Source organism: Rahnella sp. PD4 (assembly GCF_049199325.1).
Lineage (GTDB): Bacteria > Pseudomonadota > Gammaproteobacteria > Enterobacterales > Enterobacteriaceae > Rahnella > Rahnella perminowiae.
Genome location: NZ_JBLZQF010000009.1, coordinates 28,736 through 46,506, shown reverse-complemented (window position 1 = coordinate 46,506; position 17,771 = coordinate 28,736). Strand labels below are relative to the sequence as shown.

General features: G+C 50.8%; 17 protein-coding genes. 9 read left to right on the top strand and 8 right to left on the bottom strand.

Going from position 1 to position 17,771, the window contains the following annotated elements; all coding sequences use genetic code 11:
• Positions 1-83: 83 nt before the first annotated feature.
• The 3 genes from xni to queF all read right to left on the bottom strand — a co-directional run bounded on the left by xni (position 84) and on the right by queF (position 3,282).
• Entirely contained in the window at positions 84-836 is a 753-nt protein-coding gene (gene xni, locus ACOZIO_RS19685) for a flap endonuclease Xni (protein WP_129954964.1), read from the bottom strand.
• A 66-nt stretch (positions 837-902) separates the two neighbouring features.
• The gene (gene ppnN, locus ACOZIO_RS19680; protein WP_129954965.1) at positions 903-2,267 is read right to left on the bottom strand and encodes a nucleotide 5'-monophosphate nucleosidase PpnN; all 1,365 of its coding nucleotides are present in this window, start codon (positions 2,265-2,267) and stop codon (positions 903-905) included.
• Positions 2,268-2,436: 169 nt separating this feature from the next.
• The gene (gene queF, locus ACOZIO_RS19675; RefSeq protein WP_129954966.1) at positions 2,437-3,282 is read right to left on the bottom strand and encodes an NADPH-dependent 7-cyano-7-deazaguanine reductase QueF; all 846 of its coding nucleotides are present in this window, start codon (positions 3,280-3,282) and stop codon (positions 2,437-2,439) included.
• A 77-nt stretch (positions 3,283-3,359) separates the two neighbouring features.
• On the opposite strand from queF, the gene syd reads away from it, so the two are divergent.
• Complete coding sequence (syd, locus tag ACOZIO_RS19670; RefSeq protein ID WP_129992055.1) at positions 3,360-3,911, top strand: SecY-interacting protein; 552 nt, start codon at positions 3,360-3,362, stop codon at positions 3,909-3,911.
• A gap of 660 nt (positions 3,912-4,571) precedes the next feature.
• Here the strand turns inward: syd and ACOZIO_RS19665 are convergent.
• The gene (locus tag ACOZIO_RS19665; RefSeq protein WP_129954968.1) at positions 4,572-5,810 is read right to left on the bottom strand and encodes an MFS transporter; all 1,239 of its coding nucleotides are present in this window, start codon (positions 5,808-5,810) and stop codon (positions 4,572-4,574) included.
• A 189-nt stretch (positions 5,811-5,999) separates the two neighbouring features.
• On the opposite strand from ACOZIO_RS19665, the gene ACOZIO_RS19660 reads away from it, so the two are divergent.
• The 3 genes from ACOZIO_RS19660 to ACOZIO_RS19650 are packed head-to-tail and all read left to right on the top strand — an operon-like array spanning position 6,000 to position 7,587.
• Entirely contained in the window at positions 6,000-6,314 is a 315-nt protein-coding gene (locus tag ACOZIO_RS19660) for a YqcC family protein (protein ID WP_129954969.1), read from the top strand.
• 1 nt (position 6,315) lies between these two features.
• Positions 6,316-7,095 (top strand): tRNA pseudouridine(65) synthase TruC, encoded by a 780-nt coding sequence (gene truC, locus ACOZIO_RS19655; RefSeq protein WP_129992056.1) that lies wholly within the window; start codon positions 6,316-6,318, stop codon positions 7,093-7,095.
• 42 nt (positions 7,096-7,137) lie between these two features.
• Complete coding sequence (locus tag ACOZIO_RS19650) at positions 7,138-7,587, top strand: flavodoxin (protein ID WP_129954971.1); 450 nt, start codon at positions 7,138-7,140, stop codon at positions 7,585-7,587.
• 88 nt (positions 7,588-7,675) lie between these two features.
• Here ACOZIO_RS19650 and ACOZIO_RS19645 read toward each other — a convergent pair whose 3' ends face one another.
• From ACOZIO_RS19645 to map, 4 genes are all read right to left on the bottom strand, one after another.
• Positions 7,676-8,065, bottom strand: coding sequence for a DUF3461 family protein (locus tag ACOZIO_RS19645; protein ID WP_013574189.1), 390 nt, complete (start codon positions 8,063-8,065; stop codon positions 7,676-7,678).
• Positions 8,066-8,199: 134 nt separating this feature from the next.
• Entirely contained in the window at positions 8,200-9,024 is an 825-nt protein-coding gene (dapD, locus tag ACOZIO_RS19640) for a 2,3,4,5-tetrahydropyridine-2,6-dicarboxylate N-succinyltransferase (RefSeq protein WP_013574190.1), read from the bottom strand.
• Positions 9,025-9,070: 46 nt separating this feature from the next.
• Positions 9,071-11,761, bottom strand: a complete 2,691-nt coding sequence (glnD, locus tag ACOZIO_RS19635; protein WP_421595608.1) for a bifunctional uridylyltransferase/uridylyl-removing protein GlnD — start codon at positions 11,759-11,761, stop codon at positions 9,071-9,073.
• A 109-nt stretch (positions 11,762-11,870) separates the two neighbouring features.
• Positions 11,871-12,662, bottom strand: a complete 792-nt coding sequence (map, locus tag ACOZIO_RS19630; protein WP_129992059.1) for a type I methionyl aminopeptidase — start codon at positions 12,660-12,662, stop codon at positions 11,871-11,873.
• A gap of 367 nt (positions 12,663-13,029) precedes the next feature.
• Here map and rpsB point away from each other — a divergent pair, with 367 nt between their 5' ends.
• From rpsB to ispC, 5 genes are all read left to right on the top strand, one after another.
• Complete coding sequence (gene rpsB, locus ACOZIO_RS19625; RefSeq protein WP_013574193.1) at positions 13,030-13,755, top strand: 30S ribosomal protein S2; 726 nt, start codon at positions 13,030-13,032, stop codon at positions 13,753-13,755.
• 147 nt (positions 13,756-13,902) lie between these two features.
• Entirely contained in the window at positions 13,903-14,754 is an 852-nt protein-coding gene (tsf, locus tag ACOZIO_RS19620; protein WP_129954974.1) for a translation elongation factor Ts, read from the top strand.
• Between the two features lie 159 nt (positions 14,755-14,913).
• Positions 14,914-15,645, top strand: coding sequence for a UMP kinase (pyrH, locus tag ACOZIO_RS19615; RefSeq protein WP_129954975.1), 732 nt, complete (start codon positions 14,914-14,916; stop codon positions 15,643-15,645).
• A gap of 108 nt (positions 15,646-15,753) precedes the next feature.
• The gene (frr, locus tag ACOZIO_RS19610) at positions 15,754-16,311 is read left to right on the top strand and encodes a ribosome recycling factor (RefSeq protein ID WP_129954976.1); all 558 of its coding nucleotides are present in this window, start codon (positions 15,754-15,756) and stop codon (positions 16,309-16,311) included.
• A gap of 158 nt (positions 16,312-16,469) precedes the next feature.
• Positions 16,470-17,666, top strand: a complete 1,197-nt coding sequence (gene ispC, locus ACOZIO_RS19605) for a 1-deoxy-D-xylulose-5-phosphate reductoisomerase (RefSeq protein ID WP_217137770.1) — start codon at positions 16,470-16,472, stop codon at positions 17,664-17,666.
• Positions 17,667-17,771: the final 105 nt, after the last annotated feature.

The window sequence follows — 17,771 nt, the reverse complement described above, 5'->3', positions numbered from 1 at the left end:
ACTTGCTGCCTTCCTGCAACTCGAATTATTTTGAGTATCTGGTTATGGCGTTTCTTAATAAGAAGCGCCTTTTTACCCCCATTTTATGGCAGGCGCAGTTGCTGTAAGTTGCCGTCCAGGACGACGTCGGTTTGCAGCGTCGAAACCCGTTTGCAGGCATATGCCAGTTCACGATGCTCTTCAAGCTTGTTACGCCATTTTTCCGGCACACCCTCCAGATTGTCGTAAATCTCGTCCAGCGAACCGGTCTGTTTCAGTAATGTCACCGCTGTTTTCGGACCAATTCCCGGTACACCCGGAATTTTACTGCTGCTGATCCCGGCGAGACCCCAGTAATCGGTGAGTTGCTGAGGCAATACGCCAAATGTATCCTGCACAAAAGGCATATCCAGCCAGCGTTTCTGAAAGTAATCGCGGATCTGAATATTCGGTGCCAGCAGCTGGCAATAGCCTTTATCAGTTGAAACGATGGTGACCTGATGGCCACCGGATGACACTTTGACTGCAAGCGTTGCCGCCAGATCGTCCGCTTCATTACCCGCAGAATGCCAGCAGGCGATCCCCTGCGCTTCAAAACCGGCCTTCAGACTGGGCATTTCCGCAAACAGGTTATCGGGCATCGGTGAGCGCCCGGCTTTGTAGTCTGGCAGACACTGATGACGCCAGCTGTCTGCCCGGTCATCTTCGTCAAATACGGCCACGGCATGTGTGGGCTGTGTATGCTGAATCAGCTGGCCGATGGCGTTCTGGCATGTCATCAGACAAGGCGACCCCTGAACCGCATGAATACGGCGGATCAGGTTCAGGGCATCGATAATCAGCAGATGTATAGCCATGATAATCTCCATAATAAAGGCGACTCACGTCGCCCTTAGATCTGCTTTCGAAGTGTGGCCGGTAAATCAGGCACAAATCTCATAGCAAGGAATATAGGCGCTGCCCGGCAATTTCATGCGGTGCTGTGCGACGAAACCTTGCAGCAGGCTGTCCATTTTTTTCATTAATGCCGGATCGCCGTGCAGCTTGAAGCGGCCGTGTTTTTCGATAGCCTGAATTCCAAATTCTTTCACGTTACCCGCCACAATACCGGAGAAGGCGCGGCGCAGTGCAGCGGCCAGTTCCTGCGGTGGCTGGTTCGGATAAAGATTCAGGTTCGCCATGTTTTCATGGTTTGGCTCGAACGGATGCTGCAAATCGGGCGCAATGCGAATCGACCAGTTGAAACTGTAGGCATCACCGCTGTTACGACGGTTTTCTTTCACCAGCGGCATGGCGCGTTTCATCTGGCGGGCGACTTCTGTCGGATCGTCGATGATGATGGTGTAGAACTTACAGGCTTCTTCACCCAGCGTTTCTTTAATGAAGGCATCGAGAACGTGGAAGTAATCGGCGCTTTCTTTCGGACCGGTGAGGATCAGCGGTAAAACCTGATCGCTATTTTCCGGATCCATCAGAATACCCAGCAGATACAGCAATTCCTCAGCGGTACCTACACCGCCCGGGAAGATAATGATCCCGTGGGCAATACGGACGAACGCCTCAAGCCGTTTTTCGATATCCGGCATGATGATCAGTTCGTTGACCAGGGGGTTGGGTGGCTCAGCGGCAATAATCGACGGCTCTGTCATGCCAATAAAACGGCCCGCTTTGTAGCGTTGTTGAGCATGGCCGACGGCAGCACCTTTCATCGGTGCTTCCATTGCGCCCGGACCACAGCCGGTACAAATATTCAGTTCGCGCAAACCCAACTGACTGCCGACGTTGCGGGCATACTGATATTCAATTTCATTGATTGAGTGTCCGCCCCAGCACACCACCATGTTCGGATCTTCATCCAGATGCAGGGCGCGGGCGTTGCGTAAGATAGAGAACACCAGGTTGGTCAGGTGCGCTGAATTTTCAGTATTCAGGTTCTGAAAACGACCGGCATTGTCGATTTGCCCGCTCACGAACAGGATATCCCGCAGGACCGCAAACAGATTGGCCTGGAGTGAGCGGATAATCCTGCCATCAACAAAAGCGTCTTCCGGCGGGTTTACCAGTTCGAGTTTTACGCCACGCTCTCTGCGCAGCACATTGATATCAAAGCTTTCGTAACGGTCGAGAAGTTCTTTACTGCTGTCAGTCTGGCTGCCGCTGTTAAGCACGGCCAGTGAACAATTTCTGAAAAGACGGTAGAGGTCGCTGCTCGCTGTACGTTTGAGCATGTCAACTTCCAGCTGTGACAACAAATCCATTGAGCCTAACGGGCTGATATGTGTAATCAAAGTTGCTCCTTGACACCAACGGGTGCAGTGATTCTTTCTGCTACCTGATTGCGACGCATGATTTTCGGATCATGTTTTTTGCGCCGTATGCGATTTAACAGTAACCCCGCCATCAGGCTTTTACCAATGCTGACAGAGCGTTAGCTCAGTTCTTGAGCAACGTCTCGCATTATTGTCTGACAAGTCTTGCCGTTGCAGGTTCAAACGGGAAGTTGGATCTCCATGGATTGATGTCCAGACCGCCGCGGCGTGTATAGCGCGCATAAACGGCGAGCTTTTCCGGCTGGCAGAAACGCAGCAGATCATTGAAGATGCGTTCAACGCACTGTTCGTGAAATTCGTTATGATGGCGGAAAGAAACCAGGTAACGCAGTAGTGCTTCACGATCAATTTTCGGGCCACGATAGTGGATCTGAACGGAACCCCAGTCAGGCTGATGGGTGATCAGACAGTTGGATTTCAGCAAATGGCTGACCAGCGATTCCTCAACCATCTCGTCGCCTTTGGCACCGGCCAGATAATCGGTGCTGAACTCATAGCTGTCGATTTCAATGTCCTGTTCATCAATGCAAACACCGTCAAAATGTCCGACAGGTGAACCTTCAATCTCAGACAGGCGGCTGACGGTTACCGTGGCTTCGCCTTGCGCGCAGGCACTTAAATCACGAGTCAGTGTTTCCTGCACCGCCTGCCAGTCAGGGAAAACGGTCTGATTGAAACTGTTCAGATAGAGTTTGAAACTTTTGGATTCGATCAGATTCTGACTGTTGGCATTCAGACTGATTTCACCCACGGCAACCTGCGGCAGGCCTTTGGCATTCAGCCAGGACAATTCATATAGCGTCCAGATATCTGCGCCATGAAAGGGTAAGTTATCCGGATAGAGGCCCAGCGGCTCCCGGTTCATGCTGCGCGGAACAGCCTGCAATAAAGAGGCGTCGTACTGATCGACATAAGCCGTGCTTTTGCCCAGCGTCAGTTGCGCCAGTGCGGGGTTATCCTGATATGAGGGCATGCTGTCACCTTACGAAATAGGTACAATAGAAAATAATCCCCTAGTTTACCCCAGCCTTACCGGAAGATGAGAGAATTATGGAGTCTGAAGTTTCTGTAGCATTGCGAGGATTTACTCAGCGTTATGTCGAACTCTGGCAGGAGGAAACCGGCATGCCACCCGCCAGCGAAGCCCTTTTTGGTGTTGATTCGCCGTGCGTGATCAAAACCGAAGATGAAAAAGTTTTCTGGCTGACGCAGACATTTACACCTGACGCGACGTTGCAAAATGTGGAGCGGGCGCTGGAGTTACAACTGCGTTCTGAGGCTCATGAGTTTTACACAACGCAGTATGCAGGGGATATGACCGCCAGCTGGCAGGGAAATCCGCTGACGCTGTTGCAGGTCTGGAGCCAGGAAGATTTCACCCGTTTGCAGGAAAATCTGATCGGGCATCTGGTTACCCAAAAGCGGCTGAAACTGACGCCAACAGTTTTCCTGGCGACTACAGATTCCGAGCTGGATATGGTGTCGTTATGCAATGTGACCGGTAATGTCGTGCTGGAACAGTTCGGCAGTAAAAAACGAACGCTGCTCTCGCCATCGCTATCAGAATTCCTTACAATGCTGACCCCGGTTTATCCCGCCTGATCATGATCTGAAACTCCGTCCCGCAGAGCATAAATGGCTCACAAGCGTGTGAGAGATCTCTCACAAAGCCTGTAAGAGATCTCGTTAATTTGACTTAGTAAGTTTGCGATAAAAATACTTATAATTTTTATAATCAATAAGTTAAAAGCAGAATCGTTTGTGGCATGGCTTACCTGGCCTGATTTTGGCTTACAGCCTGTCTTGCCCGGAAGCGCGAAATCAACGATTCTAGTTGTGCACTAAGGAAGCATGAAGCAGAACATCAGGATGATGGCTGATTCATAAAAGAAGGGGACGGCTCAGGAAGAGTCAGGACGGCATCGGATTATGCCAGGATGTTTCAGGACGAAACCAGGGACACCTCCAGGACGGAGAAGAGAGCTCACAAAGGAAGCTGAGCGGGTCACAGATGACCAAGGGACTTTAGTCAGGATGATTTAGGATAGCCCGTCAGGATGAAAGTGGGACGATGCAAAGGATAGCCGGTTAGGATAACCACAGGAAAAGTTTTCAGGGATTGAGCAGGGAGCACTGAGGTAGCTGGATTGCTATAAAACGAACCGGGGGCACTGTGAAAACAGTGCCCCCAACTTTTTAATGATAGATATAGATATTGCCTCGTTAAACGCTTCTATTCCGCCGGAAGCGCCAGCCACTGACTCAGCCAATCGCCCCTAACACATCATCCTGCCCTTGTTTTTTCGGCAGCAGAAATAGGGTGGCAAAAATATCCAGCAGATAAATCGCCGCCAGCAACGTAATTGCTGCGGTAAATGACACCTGTGCCACAAGTATTCCGATCACCAGCGGGCCAAAACCGCCGACGCCGCGCCCGAGATTAAATAACAGATTCTGCGCCGTCGCCCTGACACGCACCGGATAGAGATCGGAAATAAGGCCGCCGTAACCCCCAATCATGCCATTCACGAACATCCCCATCAGCGCACCTGCGAACAACATCAGCGTCGGGTCAGTTAACTGCGCGTAACATAACACCATCACAACAGCGCCAATCTGATAAATCAGGAAGATTTTCCAGCGAGGGAAACGGTCGGACAGCATGCCGAACAGCCAGATGCCGAAGGTCATACCGACAACGGTCACAGCAGTCCACAGCCCAGATTTGGTCAGTGAGAAGCCAAAGTTTTTCGACAGATAACTTGGCATCCAGATCATCAGACCGTAATAACCAAAGTTCTGAACAGAACATAAGATCAGAATGCCGATGCTGGCTTTGGTGGTGGCTTTATCACGGAACAGTAGCCTGATACGGCTAAACAGCGTGCCGTCGTTGCGGGTCTGGGCGTTTTTTACAAAGGCTTCCGGTTCGCCCATTGTACGGCGTATGAGGAAAGAGGCCAGTGCCGGCAGCAGACCGACCAGGAACATGCCACGCCAGCCGATAATCCCAAGCAGCAGTGGCGTCAGGAAGGCTGCCATTAACACGCCCAGTTGCCAGCCCATACCCACGTAAGCCGAGGCGCGGTTACGCTTTTCAGCGGGCCAGGCTTCTGCAATCAGCGCCATGCCAATACCAAATTCGCCACCCAGCCCGACACCGGCCAATGTGCGATAGACCAGCAAATCCCAGTAGCCTTGTGCGAAAGCGCATAAACCGGTGAACAGGGAGAACATCCCAATGGTGAAGGTCAGTACACGGATGCGGCCGAAACGATCGCTGATTGGCCCGAAAATCACGCCGCCAAGTACGGCGCCAATCAGGGTCCAGGTGACCAGTGAACCACTTTGTGAGGACGACAGGCTAAATTCGTGAGTGATGGCCGGGAGCATGAAGCCGAGGATCAGTAAATCGAAACCATCCATGGCGTACCCGGTCACGGAGGCCAGCATCGCTTTGGCGGGTGTTGCATGGGCTTTCTGAGTGTGTTGTGCGGACATTGGACACATCTGTAAAGAAAAAAGTGGCGGTAGTTTGCCCGTATCGGGCGTTTATCGCTACCACGAAAAACTTATGGCTGAATAGTTAAATTGGATACGATGCAGAAAGTTGGGGCATCAGTCCTTCAATGTTATGCTTTGCGCCGCCCGGCGTAGGCTGCCCGGGGCCATGAACGAAGAGAGGCATTGATGAATACAGAAAACCAGGTTCGCCAGATTTTAGAAGATATCGAACAGGTCATGCGTGATGATAAATTGTGGCATGCCACGCCGCCGGAAGCGGAAGCCTTTGAAAGCAAAGAACCGTTTTCAGTGGATACCCTGTCTGCTGAACAATGGCTGCAATGGGTTCTGGTTCCCCGTATGTACGCGTTGCTTGAGGCCCAGGCGCCCTTGCCAACCCGTTTTGCTATCACCCCTTATTTTGAAGTGGCAATGCCTGAAGCAATACGTTTGCTGGCTCAGTTGCAACGCCTCGACGATTTGCTGAACATAGAAGACTGACATGCTGGAAATTTTGTATCAGGACGAATATCTGATCGCAGTGAATAAACCGGCGGGCATGTTGGTGCACCGCAGCTGGCTGGATCGCCATGAAACGGTGTTTGTGATGCAAACATTGCGTGATCAGATTGGTCAGCATGTGTTTACGGTTCACCGGCTGGATAAGCCGACATCCGGTGTGTTGCTGCTGGCGCTGTCCAGCGAGGTGGCGCGTTTGCTGTCTCAGCAGTTTGAAAATAATCAGATGAGCAAGGTATATCACGCGGTGGTTCGCGGATATGTGCCGCAAGACGGTACGCTCGATTACGCGCTGACGGAAGAGCTTGATAAAATCGCTGATAAATTTGCCAGTCCGGATAAAGCGCCACAGCCTGCCGTCACGCATTATCGCGTCCTGGCTCAGGTTGAAATGCCGGTGGCTATCGGTCGTTACGATACGGCGCGTTATAGCCTGGTAGAACTGAAACCGGAAACCGGTCGCAAGCATCAGTTGCGCCGCCATATGTCGCATTTGCGCCACCCGATTATCGGTGACAGCGCGCACGGAGATTTAAAGCAAAACCGTGGCATGGCGCAGCATTTTGGTTGTTCAGGACTGATGCTGCACGCCAGCCATATGCAACTGCCGCATCCGGTGACCGGAGAATTATTGTCATTACATGCGCGCTGGGATCATCGCTGGCAAAATGTGGTGACGCAGTTTGGCTGGCAGGGAAAAATCCCTCAGCTTGAAAGGGTTGAGTTTGCGGAAACTTACGGTCAGGATAGTCCACAAATTTAAGTCCTTTGATTGAAATATTGGCCTCACACAGGAGTGAATCCCATGGCAGAAGTCGGAATTTTTGTCGGTACGGTATACGGCAATGCGTTACTGGTGGCAGAAGAAGCGGAAACCGTGCTGAAAGGCCAGGGGCATGAGGTGAAATTGTTCGAGGAAGGCACGCTGGAAGCCTGGCAGTATTATCGCCATCATTTTGTGCTGATTGTGACGTCCACTACCGGTCAGGGCGATTTACCGGACAATATCGCGCCGTTATATGTTGCCATCCGCGATACTGTCGGTTATCAGCCGGAGTTGCGTTACGGTATGATTGCGCTGGGTGATATCAGCTACGATCATTTCTGTGGTGGCGGGCATAAACTGGATGATTTATTGCAGGAGCAGGGTGCGTCGCGCATTGGCGAAATGCTGGAAATTGATGCGATGGAAACTGCAGAGCCGGAAACCGTTGCGATTCCGTGGGTGGAAAAATGGGGACAGTTGCTTAAATAACGTCACGCCCTGACGTGTTCTCCGCACCCTCAAAAGGTCAGGCGAAAGCCTGACCTTTTTTGTATTCGCATCTTCTGACCGGAATTTATCAGCGACCGTTGGTGAGTTTTTCCAGATCAGATTCAATCTCGGAAATTTTATTTGCCACGACGGATTCGAGATGACGCAGGTCATCAAGAATTTTACGTTTCAGATCCACTTCGACCTGATCACGCTGACAGATTTGATCCAGCTCATCAATCACATACCGCAGATTCGGGCTGATCTCATGAATTTCTTTATAACCCTGGCCGGCATTATCGGCAACGATAGTTTTACGCTGGCGCGGGTATTTAAATTTCACGCTTTTAGCAAAAAACTCGCCTTTATCTCTGCGGAAATAGATCTTCAGAATGTCGTTATTGGCCTCCTGACGCAGGCTGTAACGATCAATATCGTCGGGATTATTAATGCCCAGGCTTTTCAGATTGTCATACATAGCGCCACCTTCGTTTAGGAGAATAAATCAGAGTGTCATGATGAACTGAACGGCGGCTTTAATCATTGATTAATTGCACACTTTGCCGTTTAGAAGATAAAAAAGCGGGTTATTAATACCCGCTTTTCTCAAGTTTAGTCGATAGTGCGTAATAACTCATTCAGACCCGTTTTGCCCAGCGTTTTCGCATCTACTTTCTTCACGATAACCGCGCAATACAGGCTGTACTTACCGTCTTTTGAAGGCAGGTTACCGGAAACAACAACAGAGCCTGCGGGTACGCGGCCATAATGTACTTCGCCAGTTTCGCGGTCATAGATTTTGGTGCTCTGGCCGATGTAAACGCCCATGGAAATCACAGAGCCTTCTTCAACGATAACGCCTTCAACAATTTCTGAACGTGCGCCGATGAAGCAATTATCTTCGATAATAGTCGGGTTAGCCTGAAGTGGCTCCAGAACGCCGCCGATACCCACGCCACCAGACAGGTGAACGTTTTTACCGATTTGTGCACACGAACCGACAGTCGCCCAGGTATCTACCATGGTGCCTTCATCAACGTAAGCGCCGATGTTGACGTAAGAAGGCATCAGCACTGTATTACGTGCGATGAATGCGCCTTTACGCACTGCCGCTGGGGGGACCACGCGGAAGCCTTCACGCTGAAAACGCGCTTCATCGTAGTCCGCGAATTTCATCGGCACTTTATCGAAGTAACGGCTTTCACCGCCTTCCATAACCTGGTTGTCATTGATTCTGAACGAGAGCAGTACCGCTTTCTTCAGCCATTGATGCGTCACCCATTCGCCATCAATCTTCTCAGCAACACGCAATTCGCCACTGTCGATTTTGCTGATAACTTCAGTGATAGCGTCGCGCGTTACGCTGTCAACGTTAGCCGGGGTGATATCTGCACGGCGCTCGAAGGCTTGTTCAATAACGGTTTGTAGTTGCTGCATCCTGTTCTCTTTCCTGAATTGGTTTTAAAAGATAGTGGTACTTGTATCACATTTTGTCGCCAGGGTTGAGTGCCTCAGTTAACCGGCGTGTGATTTCCTTGCGGGTTTGATTATCCAGCGCACGACGCTCACCATTTGCCAGAATAAATAAATCCTCTACGCGTTCACCGATGGTTGATATGCGCGCACCGTGCAGCGACAGGCCGAGATCAGAGAAGACCTCCCCGACGCGTGCCAGCAGGCCGGGCTGATCCAGCGCCACCAGTTCCATATACGTCCGGCGGTCCGTATGGGTAGGCAGGAAACTGACTTCTGTCTGCACGCTGAAATGGCGCAGTTTCGGCGAAGGATGCCGGGTCCGGGGTGGCTGGTAAGCCTGCGTCATGGATTGTTCCAGCGCATAACGGATCGCTTCATGACGATCTTGTGCCAGCGGACTGCCATCCGGTTCCAGCACGATAAAGGTGTCCATCGCCATACCATCGCGGTTAGTGAAAATCTGTGCGTCATGAATGCTCAGGTTACGCCTGTCCAGCTCACCGGCGACGGTGGCAAACAGATAAGGCCGGTCAGGGCTCCAGATGAATATTTCGGTACCGCCACGCGTTGCCTGACGGCTGACCAACACCAGCGGTTTGGCGGAGTCGTGTTCCAGCAGATGTCTTGCGTGCCAGGCCAGCTGATTGGGTGAGTGGCGCAGGAAATAATCTGCACGACAGCGGCTCCAGATCCGGTGCAGTGCTTCTTCATCGATATTGTCCATACGCAGCAATGCCAGCGCCTGCAGACGGTGATGACGCACACGTTCGCGAAGATCCGGCGTGTTTTGCATGCCGCGACGCAATTGCTTTTCGGTGGCAAAATACAGTTCGCGTATCAGGCTCTGTTTCCAGCTGTTCCACAGCGTTTCGTTAGTGGCACAAATATCTGCCACGGTCAGACTGACCAGATAGCGCAGGCGCACTTCGCTTTGCATTTCCGCAGCAAATTGCTGAATTTCATTAGGATCCTGAATATCCCGGCGTTGCGCTGTCACTGACATTAGCAGGTGACAGCGAACCAGCCAGGCCATCAGCTGTGTTTCGCGGGAATTCAGCCCGTGCAGTTCGGCAAATTCCAGCACATCCTGCGCACCGAGGATCGAGTGATCACCGCCACGGCCTTTGGCGATATCGTGGAACAAGGCAGCCATCAGCAACAGCTCCGGCTGTGGCAGACGCGGATACAATTCCACGCATAAAGGGTGCTTTGGCCGGGTTTCTTCATGGGCGAAGCTTTCAAGTTTTTGCAAAACACGAATGGTATGTTCATCGACCGTATAAGCGTGGAACAAGTCAAACTGCATCTGTCCGACGATTTGCCCCCATTGCGGCATATACGCCCACAGCACGCTGTGACGATGCATCGGCACCAGCGCACGTGACACGGCCCCTGGATGGCGCAGAATCGACATAAACATTTCACGTGCCTGCGGGATCATACACAGAGGCTCTTTGAGATGGCGTCGGGCATGGCGCAACAGGCGGACGGTGGTGGAGTAAATGCCTTTGATTTCGCGATGGCGCACCATCAGGTGGAACATGCCGATGATCGTTTCCGGACGGCGGTCAAAGAGGGTGCTGTCCCGCAGGTCAATCAGGTCACCACGCAGTTGGAAATCCTCATCAAGCGGCCGTGGTTTTTCATTCGGGCCGATGGCCAGAATCGCTTCATCGAACAACTGCAATAACATCTGATTCAGCTCACCGACCCGGCGGGTCATGCGGTAGAAATCTTTCATCATGCGTTCGACGGGCTGATTGCCTTCCCCCTGATATTGCAACAGCTGTGCCACACTTTGCTGGCGATCAAACAGCAGGCGGTTGTCGTAGCGTGGCAGCAGCAAGTGCAGGGCAAAACGGATGCGCCACAGGAAGCTTTGACATTCCAGCAGTTCGTTGCGCTCGGCTTTAGTCAGGAAACCAAAGGCCACCATTTCATCTAACGATGTGGCACCAAAATGGCGGCGGGCCACCCATAAAATGGTGTGAATGTCGCGCAGTCCGCCGGGGCTGCTTTTGATATCCGGCTCAAGGTTATAACTGGTACCGTGATAACGCTGATGGCGTTCATTCTGTTCATCGATCTTGGCGCGGAAAAAGTTTGGCGAAGGCCAGAATCCGTCACTGAAAATGTGTTTCTGCATACTGAGAAACAGCGCGACATCGCCGCAAATCAGGCGGGATTCAATCAGGTTGGTGGCCACCGTTAAATCAGCTAATCCCTCCAGCAGACACTCTTCCAGCGTACGCACGCTGTGTCCGACTTCCAGCTTAAGGTCCCACAGCAACGTAATCAGCTCACCGATCCGCAACGCCTGTTCATCGTTGAGACGTTTCTGGCTGAGCACCAGAACATCAATATCTGATAAAGGATGCAATTCGCCGCGCCCGTAACCACCGACGGCCACCATCGCAGTTTCAGGAATATTGTCGAAGCCATAGAACGTCCACAGACGCTGCAAAAGTTGATCGATGTAATGCGTCCGGGCATCCACCAGATCTTCCGCCCGTTGCCCGGCATTGAAGGCATCTGCCAGCCACACCTGAAACTGCTCCATATGTTGTTTCAGGCTCTGACGGTTTAAATCGTCGTCCGGATAGGCAGAAGGGGAGGCGGGCTGTGGCGGGTAAGTGCGGATAAGATCCTGCGTGGTTTGCGGTTGCAGGCTCTTTTCAGCCGAATAGTTTTCAATCATGGGTGCGCAGCCCTACACGTGAGAGACCAATAAACGTGAAAGATAAAAAAACCGGCTTTCGCCGGTTTGATTCACAGATTTATACCCTCTCCGCAGAGCGGGTGACTGTTTAGTCGTGCGTCAGGATAGCCGGGATGGTGTCATCCTTACGCAGCGTCATAATTTCACAACCGTTATCTGTGACCACAATAGTATGCTCGTACTGAGCCGACAAGCTGCGATCTTTAGTTTTTACTGTCCAGCCGTCTTTCATGGTGCGTATACGGTAATCACCCGCATTGACCATAGGTTCAACGGTAAAGGCCATGCCAGCCTGTAACACCACACCGCCGTCATCTGCGTCATAATGCAGCACCTGAGGTTCTTCGTGGAAACCTTCGCCAATGCCGTGACCGCAATATTCGCGTACCACAGAGAATTTCTCGGCTTCAACGAATTTCTGGATCTCTTTACCCAGCGTGCGCAAGCGGATACCCGGTTTGATCATGCGCAGGGCGATATACAGGCTTTCCTGGGTGATACGGCAAAGACGCTCGCCCAAAATCGTCGGTTTACCCGCGATGAACATTTTGGATGTATCGCCGTGGAAACCGTCTTTAATCACCGTAACGTCAATGTTGACGATGTCACCCTCTTTCAAAATCTTATCTTCGCTCGGAATACCGTGGCACACCACTTCATTAACGGAGATACAAACAGATTTCGGGAAACCGTGGTAATCCAGGCAGGCTGAAACCGCCTGTTGTTGGTTCACGATATGATCGGCACATATGCGATCCAGCTCACCCGTGCTCACGCCCGGTTTAACGAAAGGTTCAATGATTTCCAGCACTTCTGCGGCCAGACGGCCAGCAACGCGCATTTTCTCGATGTCTTCGGGGGTTTTGATTGAAATAGCCATGTGTTGTCCTGCGGGTTCTGTGCATCAGGTGTGCTTTATTTCTACACCGATGTCGTCAATAATAAGCTGTGACTTATGGTATCAGCCCTGATATTTGCTGCCAAACTATCATTTCCCGTGAAGCAATCTGCTGAACAAAAGTTGCTGCCGGGCCGTTATTTATGGTATAAAGCGCGCCGGCAATCCGCTCTGAGTCTTACGACGCTGAGGGATTAAAGCCAAAATCACTCATTGTGTACTTATTAACGTAAGTAATAACACACACGTATCGACACATACGCCGGGGTGCCTTGGGAATTCGTTCTGCAGGGTCGGTTGTATGGGATACGTGGAGGCATAACCCCAACTACTTAATAGAGGTTTTATCATGGCAACTGTTTCCATGCGCGATATGCTCAAGGCCGGTGTTCACTTCGGTCACCAAACCCGTTACTGGAACCCGAAAATGAAGCCATTCATCTTCGGCGCTCGTAACAAGGTTCACATCATCAACCTTGAGAAAACTGTTCCAATGTTCAACGAAGCTCTGGCTGAGTTGCAGAAGATCTCCTCCCGTAAAGGTAAGATCCTGTTCGTTGGTACTAAACGCGCAGCAAGCGAAGCGGTAAAAGAAGCTGCACACAACTGCGACCAGTTCTTCGTGAACCATCGCTGGTTGGGCGGCATGCTGACTAACTGGAAAACCGTTCGTCAGTCCATCAAACGTTTGAAAGATCTGGAAATTCAGTCTCAGGACGGCACTTTCGAGAAGCTGACCAAGAAAGAGGCGCTGATGCGTACTCGTGAACTGGCTAAGCTGGAAAACAGCCTGGGTGGTATCAAGGATATGGGTGGTCTTCCTGATGCTCTGTTTGTAATCGATGCTGATCACGAACACATTGCAATCAAAGAAGCTAACAACCTGGGTATCCCGGTATTCTCCATTGTTGATACCAACTCCGATCCGGATGGCGTTGACTTTGTTATCCCAGGTAACGATGACGCAATCCGTGCAGTAAATCTGTACCTGAGCGCTGTTGCTGCCACTGTCCGTGAAGGCCGTTCGCAAGATCTGGCTGTTCAGGCAGAAGAAAGCTTCGTAGAAGCTGAATAATAAGGCAAGCTCAGCAGAGCCCTTATTAACCAGGTATTGAAATATGTTGGTTAGGGGGCCTTTATTGGCCCCCTTTGCTTATCTTAAATGCGAGAAATATCTCACCGCAAAAACCCTTTTTGCACTGAGATAATCGAGGAAAATACAATGGCTGATATTACCGCTGCCCTGGTAAAAGAACTGCGCGAACGTACTGGCGCTGGCATGATGGATTGTAAGAAAGCTCTGGTTGAAGCTAACGGCGACATCGAGCTGGCAATTGAAAACATGCGTAAATCTGGCGCGATCAAAGCGGCGAAAAAAGCAGGCAACGTAGCTGCTGACGGCGTGATCAAAACCAAAATCGAAGGCAACTTCGGCGTGATTCTGGAAGTTAACTGCCAGACTGACTTCGTGGCTAAAGATGCTGGTTTCCAGGCTTTTGCTGACAAAGTGCTGGACGCTGCTGTTGCAGGCAAAGTGACTGACGTTGAAGTCCTGAAAGCTCAGTTCGAAGAAGAGCGTATTCAGCTGGTTGCTAAAATCGGTGAGAACATCAACATTCGTCGCGTTCAAATTCTTGAAGGCGATGTGCTGGGCAGCTACCTGCACGGCGCACGTATCGGTGTTCTGATTGCGGCTAAAGGCGCTGATGAAGAACTGGTTAAGCAAATTGCTATGCACGTTGCAGCAAGCAAACCAGAATTCGTTAAGCCTGAGGACGTGTCTGCTGAAGTGGTAGAAAAAGAGTATCAGGTTCAGCTGGACATCGCGATGCAGTCTGGCAAACCGAAAGAAATTGCAGAGAAAATGGTTGAAGGCCGCATGAAGAAATTCACCGGCGAAGTTTCTCTGACAGGTCAGCCTTTCGTTATCGACCCAAGCAAAACTGTGGGTCAGGTTCTGAAAGAACACAATGCTGACGTGATTAACTTCATCCGCTTTGAAGTGGGCGAAGGTATCGAGAAAGTTGAGACTGACTTTGCTGCTGAAGTTGCAGCAATGACTAAACAGTCTTAATCAGTATCTGATACACCCTAAAATGGAACCGCTACGAAAGGGCGGTTCCGTTTTATCCAGCCCCAAATTCCTATTACATTGTGCGTGAAGTCATTCAGACAACGCTATGATGTAAAAACCGACTATCCATTAAGACACATTGCTTCTAGGACAGACACCATGGCTACCAATGCGAAACCCGTTTATCAACGTATCCTGCTCAAACTCAGTGGCGAAGCCCTGCAGGGTAGTGAAGGTTTTGGTATCGACGCGAGTGTATTAGATCGCATGGCTCAGGAAGTGAAAGAGCTGGTCGAACTCGGCATTCAGGTAGGTGTTGTGATCGGCGGCGGTAACTTATTCCGTGGCGCGGGTCTGGCACAGGCGGGCATGAATCGTGTTGTAGGCGACCATATGGGTATGCTGGCAACTGTCATGAATGGCCTGGCAATGCGTGATGCATTACACCGTGCCTATGTTAACGCACGCCTGATGTCTGCGATCCCTTTGAACGGTGTGTGTGATAATTACAGCTGGGCTGAGGCCATCAGCTTGCTGCGTCATAACCGCGTGGTAATTTTCTCTGCCGGTACCGGCAATCCTTTCTTTACCACTGACTCAGCCGCGTGTCTGCGCGGTATTGAAATCGAAGCTGATGTGGTATTAAAAGCCACCAAAGTTGACGGTGTGTATTCAGCTGATCCGGTGAAAAACCCGGATGCGACACTTTACGAAACACTGACCTATCAGGAAGTGCTGGAGCAGGAATTGAAAGTAATGGATCTGGCTGCCTTTACGCTGGCCCGCGATCACAATCTGCCAATTCGCGTCTTCAACATGAATAAGCCTGGCGCACTGCGTCGCGTGGTGATGGGTGAAAATGAAGGAACGCTGATTTCTAAAGCGGAATGATCCTTCACAATTGAACATTACGTTCAGCCAGCCTCTGCTGGCATGAGTATTCACGGACTATACTGATGTTATGGTCTGCCAGGTAATCAGCTTTCAAAGGTTCACAACGTGATTAACGAAATCAAAAAAGACGCTGAAATTCGTATGGAAAAATGCGTTGAAGCATTCAAAACCCATATCAGCAAAATCCGTACCGGCCGTGCATCTCCGGGCATCCTGGATGGCATCATGGTGGAATACTACGGTTCAGCAACGCCTCTGCGTCAACTGGCCCAGGTGACGGTGGAAGATTCTCGTACTCTGGCAATCTCTGTATTCGATCGCTCCATCAGCGCTGCTGTTGAAAAAGCGATCATGACTTCTGATTTGGGCCTCAACCCGTCTTCTGCGGGTGCGACAATCCGTGTTCCATTGCCTGCACTGACAGAGGAACGTCGTAAGGATCTCATCAAAGTCGTGCGTGGCGAAGCAGAGCAGGGCCGTGTCTCCGTACGTAACGTCCGCCGTGATGCGAACGATAAAACCAAAGCATTGTTGAAAGATAAAGAAATCAGTGAAGATGAAGACCGTCGTTCTCAGGACGATATTCAGAAACTGACTGATATTTTCATCAAGAAAATCGACGTTGCTTTGAGCGAGAAAGAAACCGAGTTAATGGAATTTTAATCCGGTTTAAGTCTCTCCTAAAGCGCCGCAATTGCGGCGCTTTGTTTTTTAGCAGGCTTTAAATTTTTTACTGGTTCGCACAATCTCATAGACAAGCCAGATAAGAGGTTTCAGACTGTGCACTTTCCAAATTTACGAGCGCTATTCCGGGCATTTTCATGAAAAAAATGACTATTCTTGGTTCGACAGGGTCTGTCGGCACCAGCACGCTTTCCGTTGTCCGGTCTAATCCTGACGATTTTTCCGTTAAAGCACTGGTTGCGGGGCGTAATGTTGACGTTATGGCGCAGCAGTGTCTCGAGTTTCACCCTGAATACGCTTCGATGGCGGATGAACCGTCTGCCCGCGCGCTGAGAGCCATTCTGGCAGAACACGCAAGCCGTACTGAGGTGCTTTCTGGCTCTGATGCTGCGGCTGAACTGGCTGCTCTTGATGATGTGGATCAGGTGCTGTCGGCTATAGTGGGTGCAGCGGGCTTGTTACCGACACTCGCCGCTGTGCGCGCAGGTAAACAGGTACTTCTGGCGAATAAAGAATCGCTGGTGACCTGCGGGCGCATTTTTATGGACGCAGTCCGCCAGAGTCAGTCTCAGCTATTGCCTATCGACAGTGAGCACAACGCGATTTTCCAGAGTTTGCCTGAATCTGTTCAGAAACAACTGGGATATGCTTCCCTCGAAAACCATGGGATCTCTCGCATTATTTTAACCGGATCCGGTGGCCCGTTCCGCGAATTGCCGTTGGATAAATTCCGCGATGTCACACCGGATCAGGCTTGTGCACATCCTAACTGGTCTATGGGACGTAAAATTTCCGTCGACTCAGCCACCATGATGAACAAAGGGCTGGAATATATTGAAGCCCGCTGGTTATTTAATGCCTCTGCGGCTGAAATGGAAGTGATTATTCATCCGCAATCTGTGATCCATTCCATGGTGCGTTATTGCGATGGTAGCGTGCTGGCTCAGTTGGGCTCACCGGATATGCGCACCCCGATTGCGCATGCGATGGCGTATCCGCACAGAGTCACAACCGAAGTCGAAGCGCTGGATTTTTGTAATATGGGTGCGATGACTTTCAGTGCACCGGATTACATCCGTTATCCTTGTTTGCAACTCGCTATTGAAGCCAGCAACACCGGTCAGGCAGCAACGACGGCACTGAATGCCGCAAATGAAATTTCAGTGGCTGCGTTCCTCAATGGCAAGATTCGTTTTACCGACATTGCTTTCCTGAATCGACAGGTGATGGAGCAGATAGTGAGTGCTGAACCTGATTCTGTTGAGGAAGTGTTGGAGATCGACGCACAGGCGAGAGCCAGTGCGTGTGAGAAACTTCATAGATTTGCGCTCTAAGGCTATTTTTGTACTTATGCAGCAGTTTGTTAGCATCACATTGAAATGGTATAGTCTGCGCCACACTGACAGTAGATTTGGCTTTTCAGAGCCTGAATGTTAAAG

Excerpts from the sequence above, each read along its gene's own strand:
- xni (WP_129954964.1), bottom strand. The coding sequence starts at position 836 with ATGGCTATACATCTGCTGATTATCGATGCCCTGAACCTGATCCGCCGT.
- queF (WP_129954966.1), bottom strand. The coding sequence starts at position 3,282 with ATGCCCTCATATCAGGATAACCCCGCACTGGCGCAACTGACGCTGGGC.
- syd (WP_129992055.1), top strand. The coding sequence starts at position 3,360 with ATGGAGTCTGAAGTTTCTGTAGCATTGCGAGGATTTACTCAGCGTTAT.
- ACOZIO_RS19665 (WP_129954968.1), bottom strand. The coding sequence starts at position 5,810 with ATGTCCGCACAACACACTCAGAAAGCCCATGCAACACCCGCCAAAGCG.
- ACOZIO_RS19660 (WP_129954969.1), top strand. The coding sequence starts at position 6,000 with ATGAATACAGAAAACCAGGTTCGCCAGATTTTAGAAGATATCGAACAG.
- truC (WP_129992056.1), top strand. The coding sequence starts at position 6,316 with ATGCTGGAAATTTTGTATCAGGACGAATATCTGATCGCAGTGAATAAA.
- ACOZIO_RS19650 (WP_129954971.1), top strand. The coding sequence starts at position 7,138 with ATGGCAGAAGTCGGAATTTTTGTCGGTACGGTATACGGCAATGCGTTA.
- ACOZIO_RS19645 (WP_013574189.1), bottom strand. The coding sequence starts at position 8,065 with ATGTATGACAATCTGAAAAGCCTGGGCATTAATAATCCCGACGATATT.
- dapD (WP_013574190.1), bottom strand. The coding sequence starts at position 9,024 with ATGCAGCAACTACAAACCGTTATTGAACAAGCCTTCGAGCGCCGTGCA.
- glnD (WP_421595608.1), bottom strand. The coding sequence starts at position 11,761 with ATGATTGAAAACTATTCGGCTGAAAAGAGCCTGCAACCGCAAACCACG.
- map (WP_129992059.1), bottom strand. The coding sequence starts at position 12,662 with ATGGCTATTTCAATCAAAACCCCCGAAGACATCGAGAAAATGCGCGTT.
- rpsB (WP_013574193.1), top strand. The coding sequence starts at position 13,030 with ATGGCAACTGTTTCCATGCGCGATATGCTCAAGGCCGGTGTTCACTTC.
- tsf (WP_129954974.1), top strand. The coding sequence starts at position 13,903 with ATGGCTGATATTACCGCTGCCCTGGTAAAAGAACTGCGCGAACGTACT.
- pyrH (WP_129954975.1), top strand. The coding sequence starts at position 14,914 with ATGGCTACCAATGCGAAACCCGTTTATCAACGTATCCTGCTCAAACTC.
- ispC (WP_217137770.1), top strand. The coding sequence starts at position 16,470 with ATGAAAAAAATGACTATTCTTGGTTCGACAGGGTCTGTCGGCACCAGC.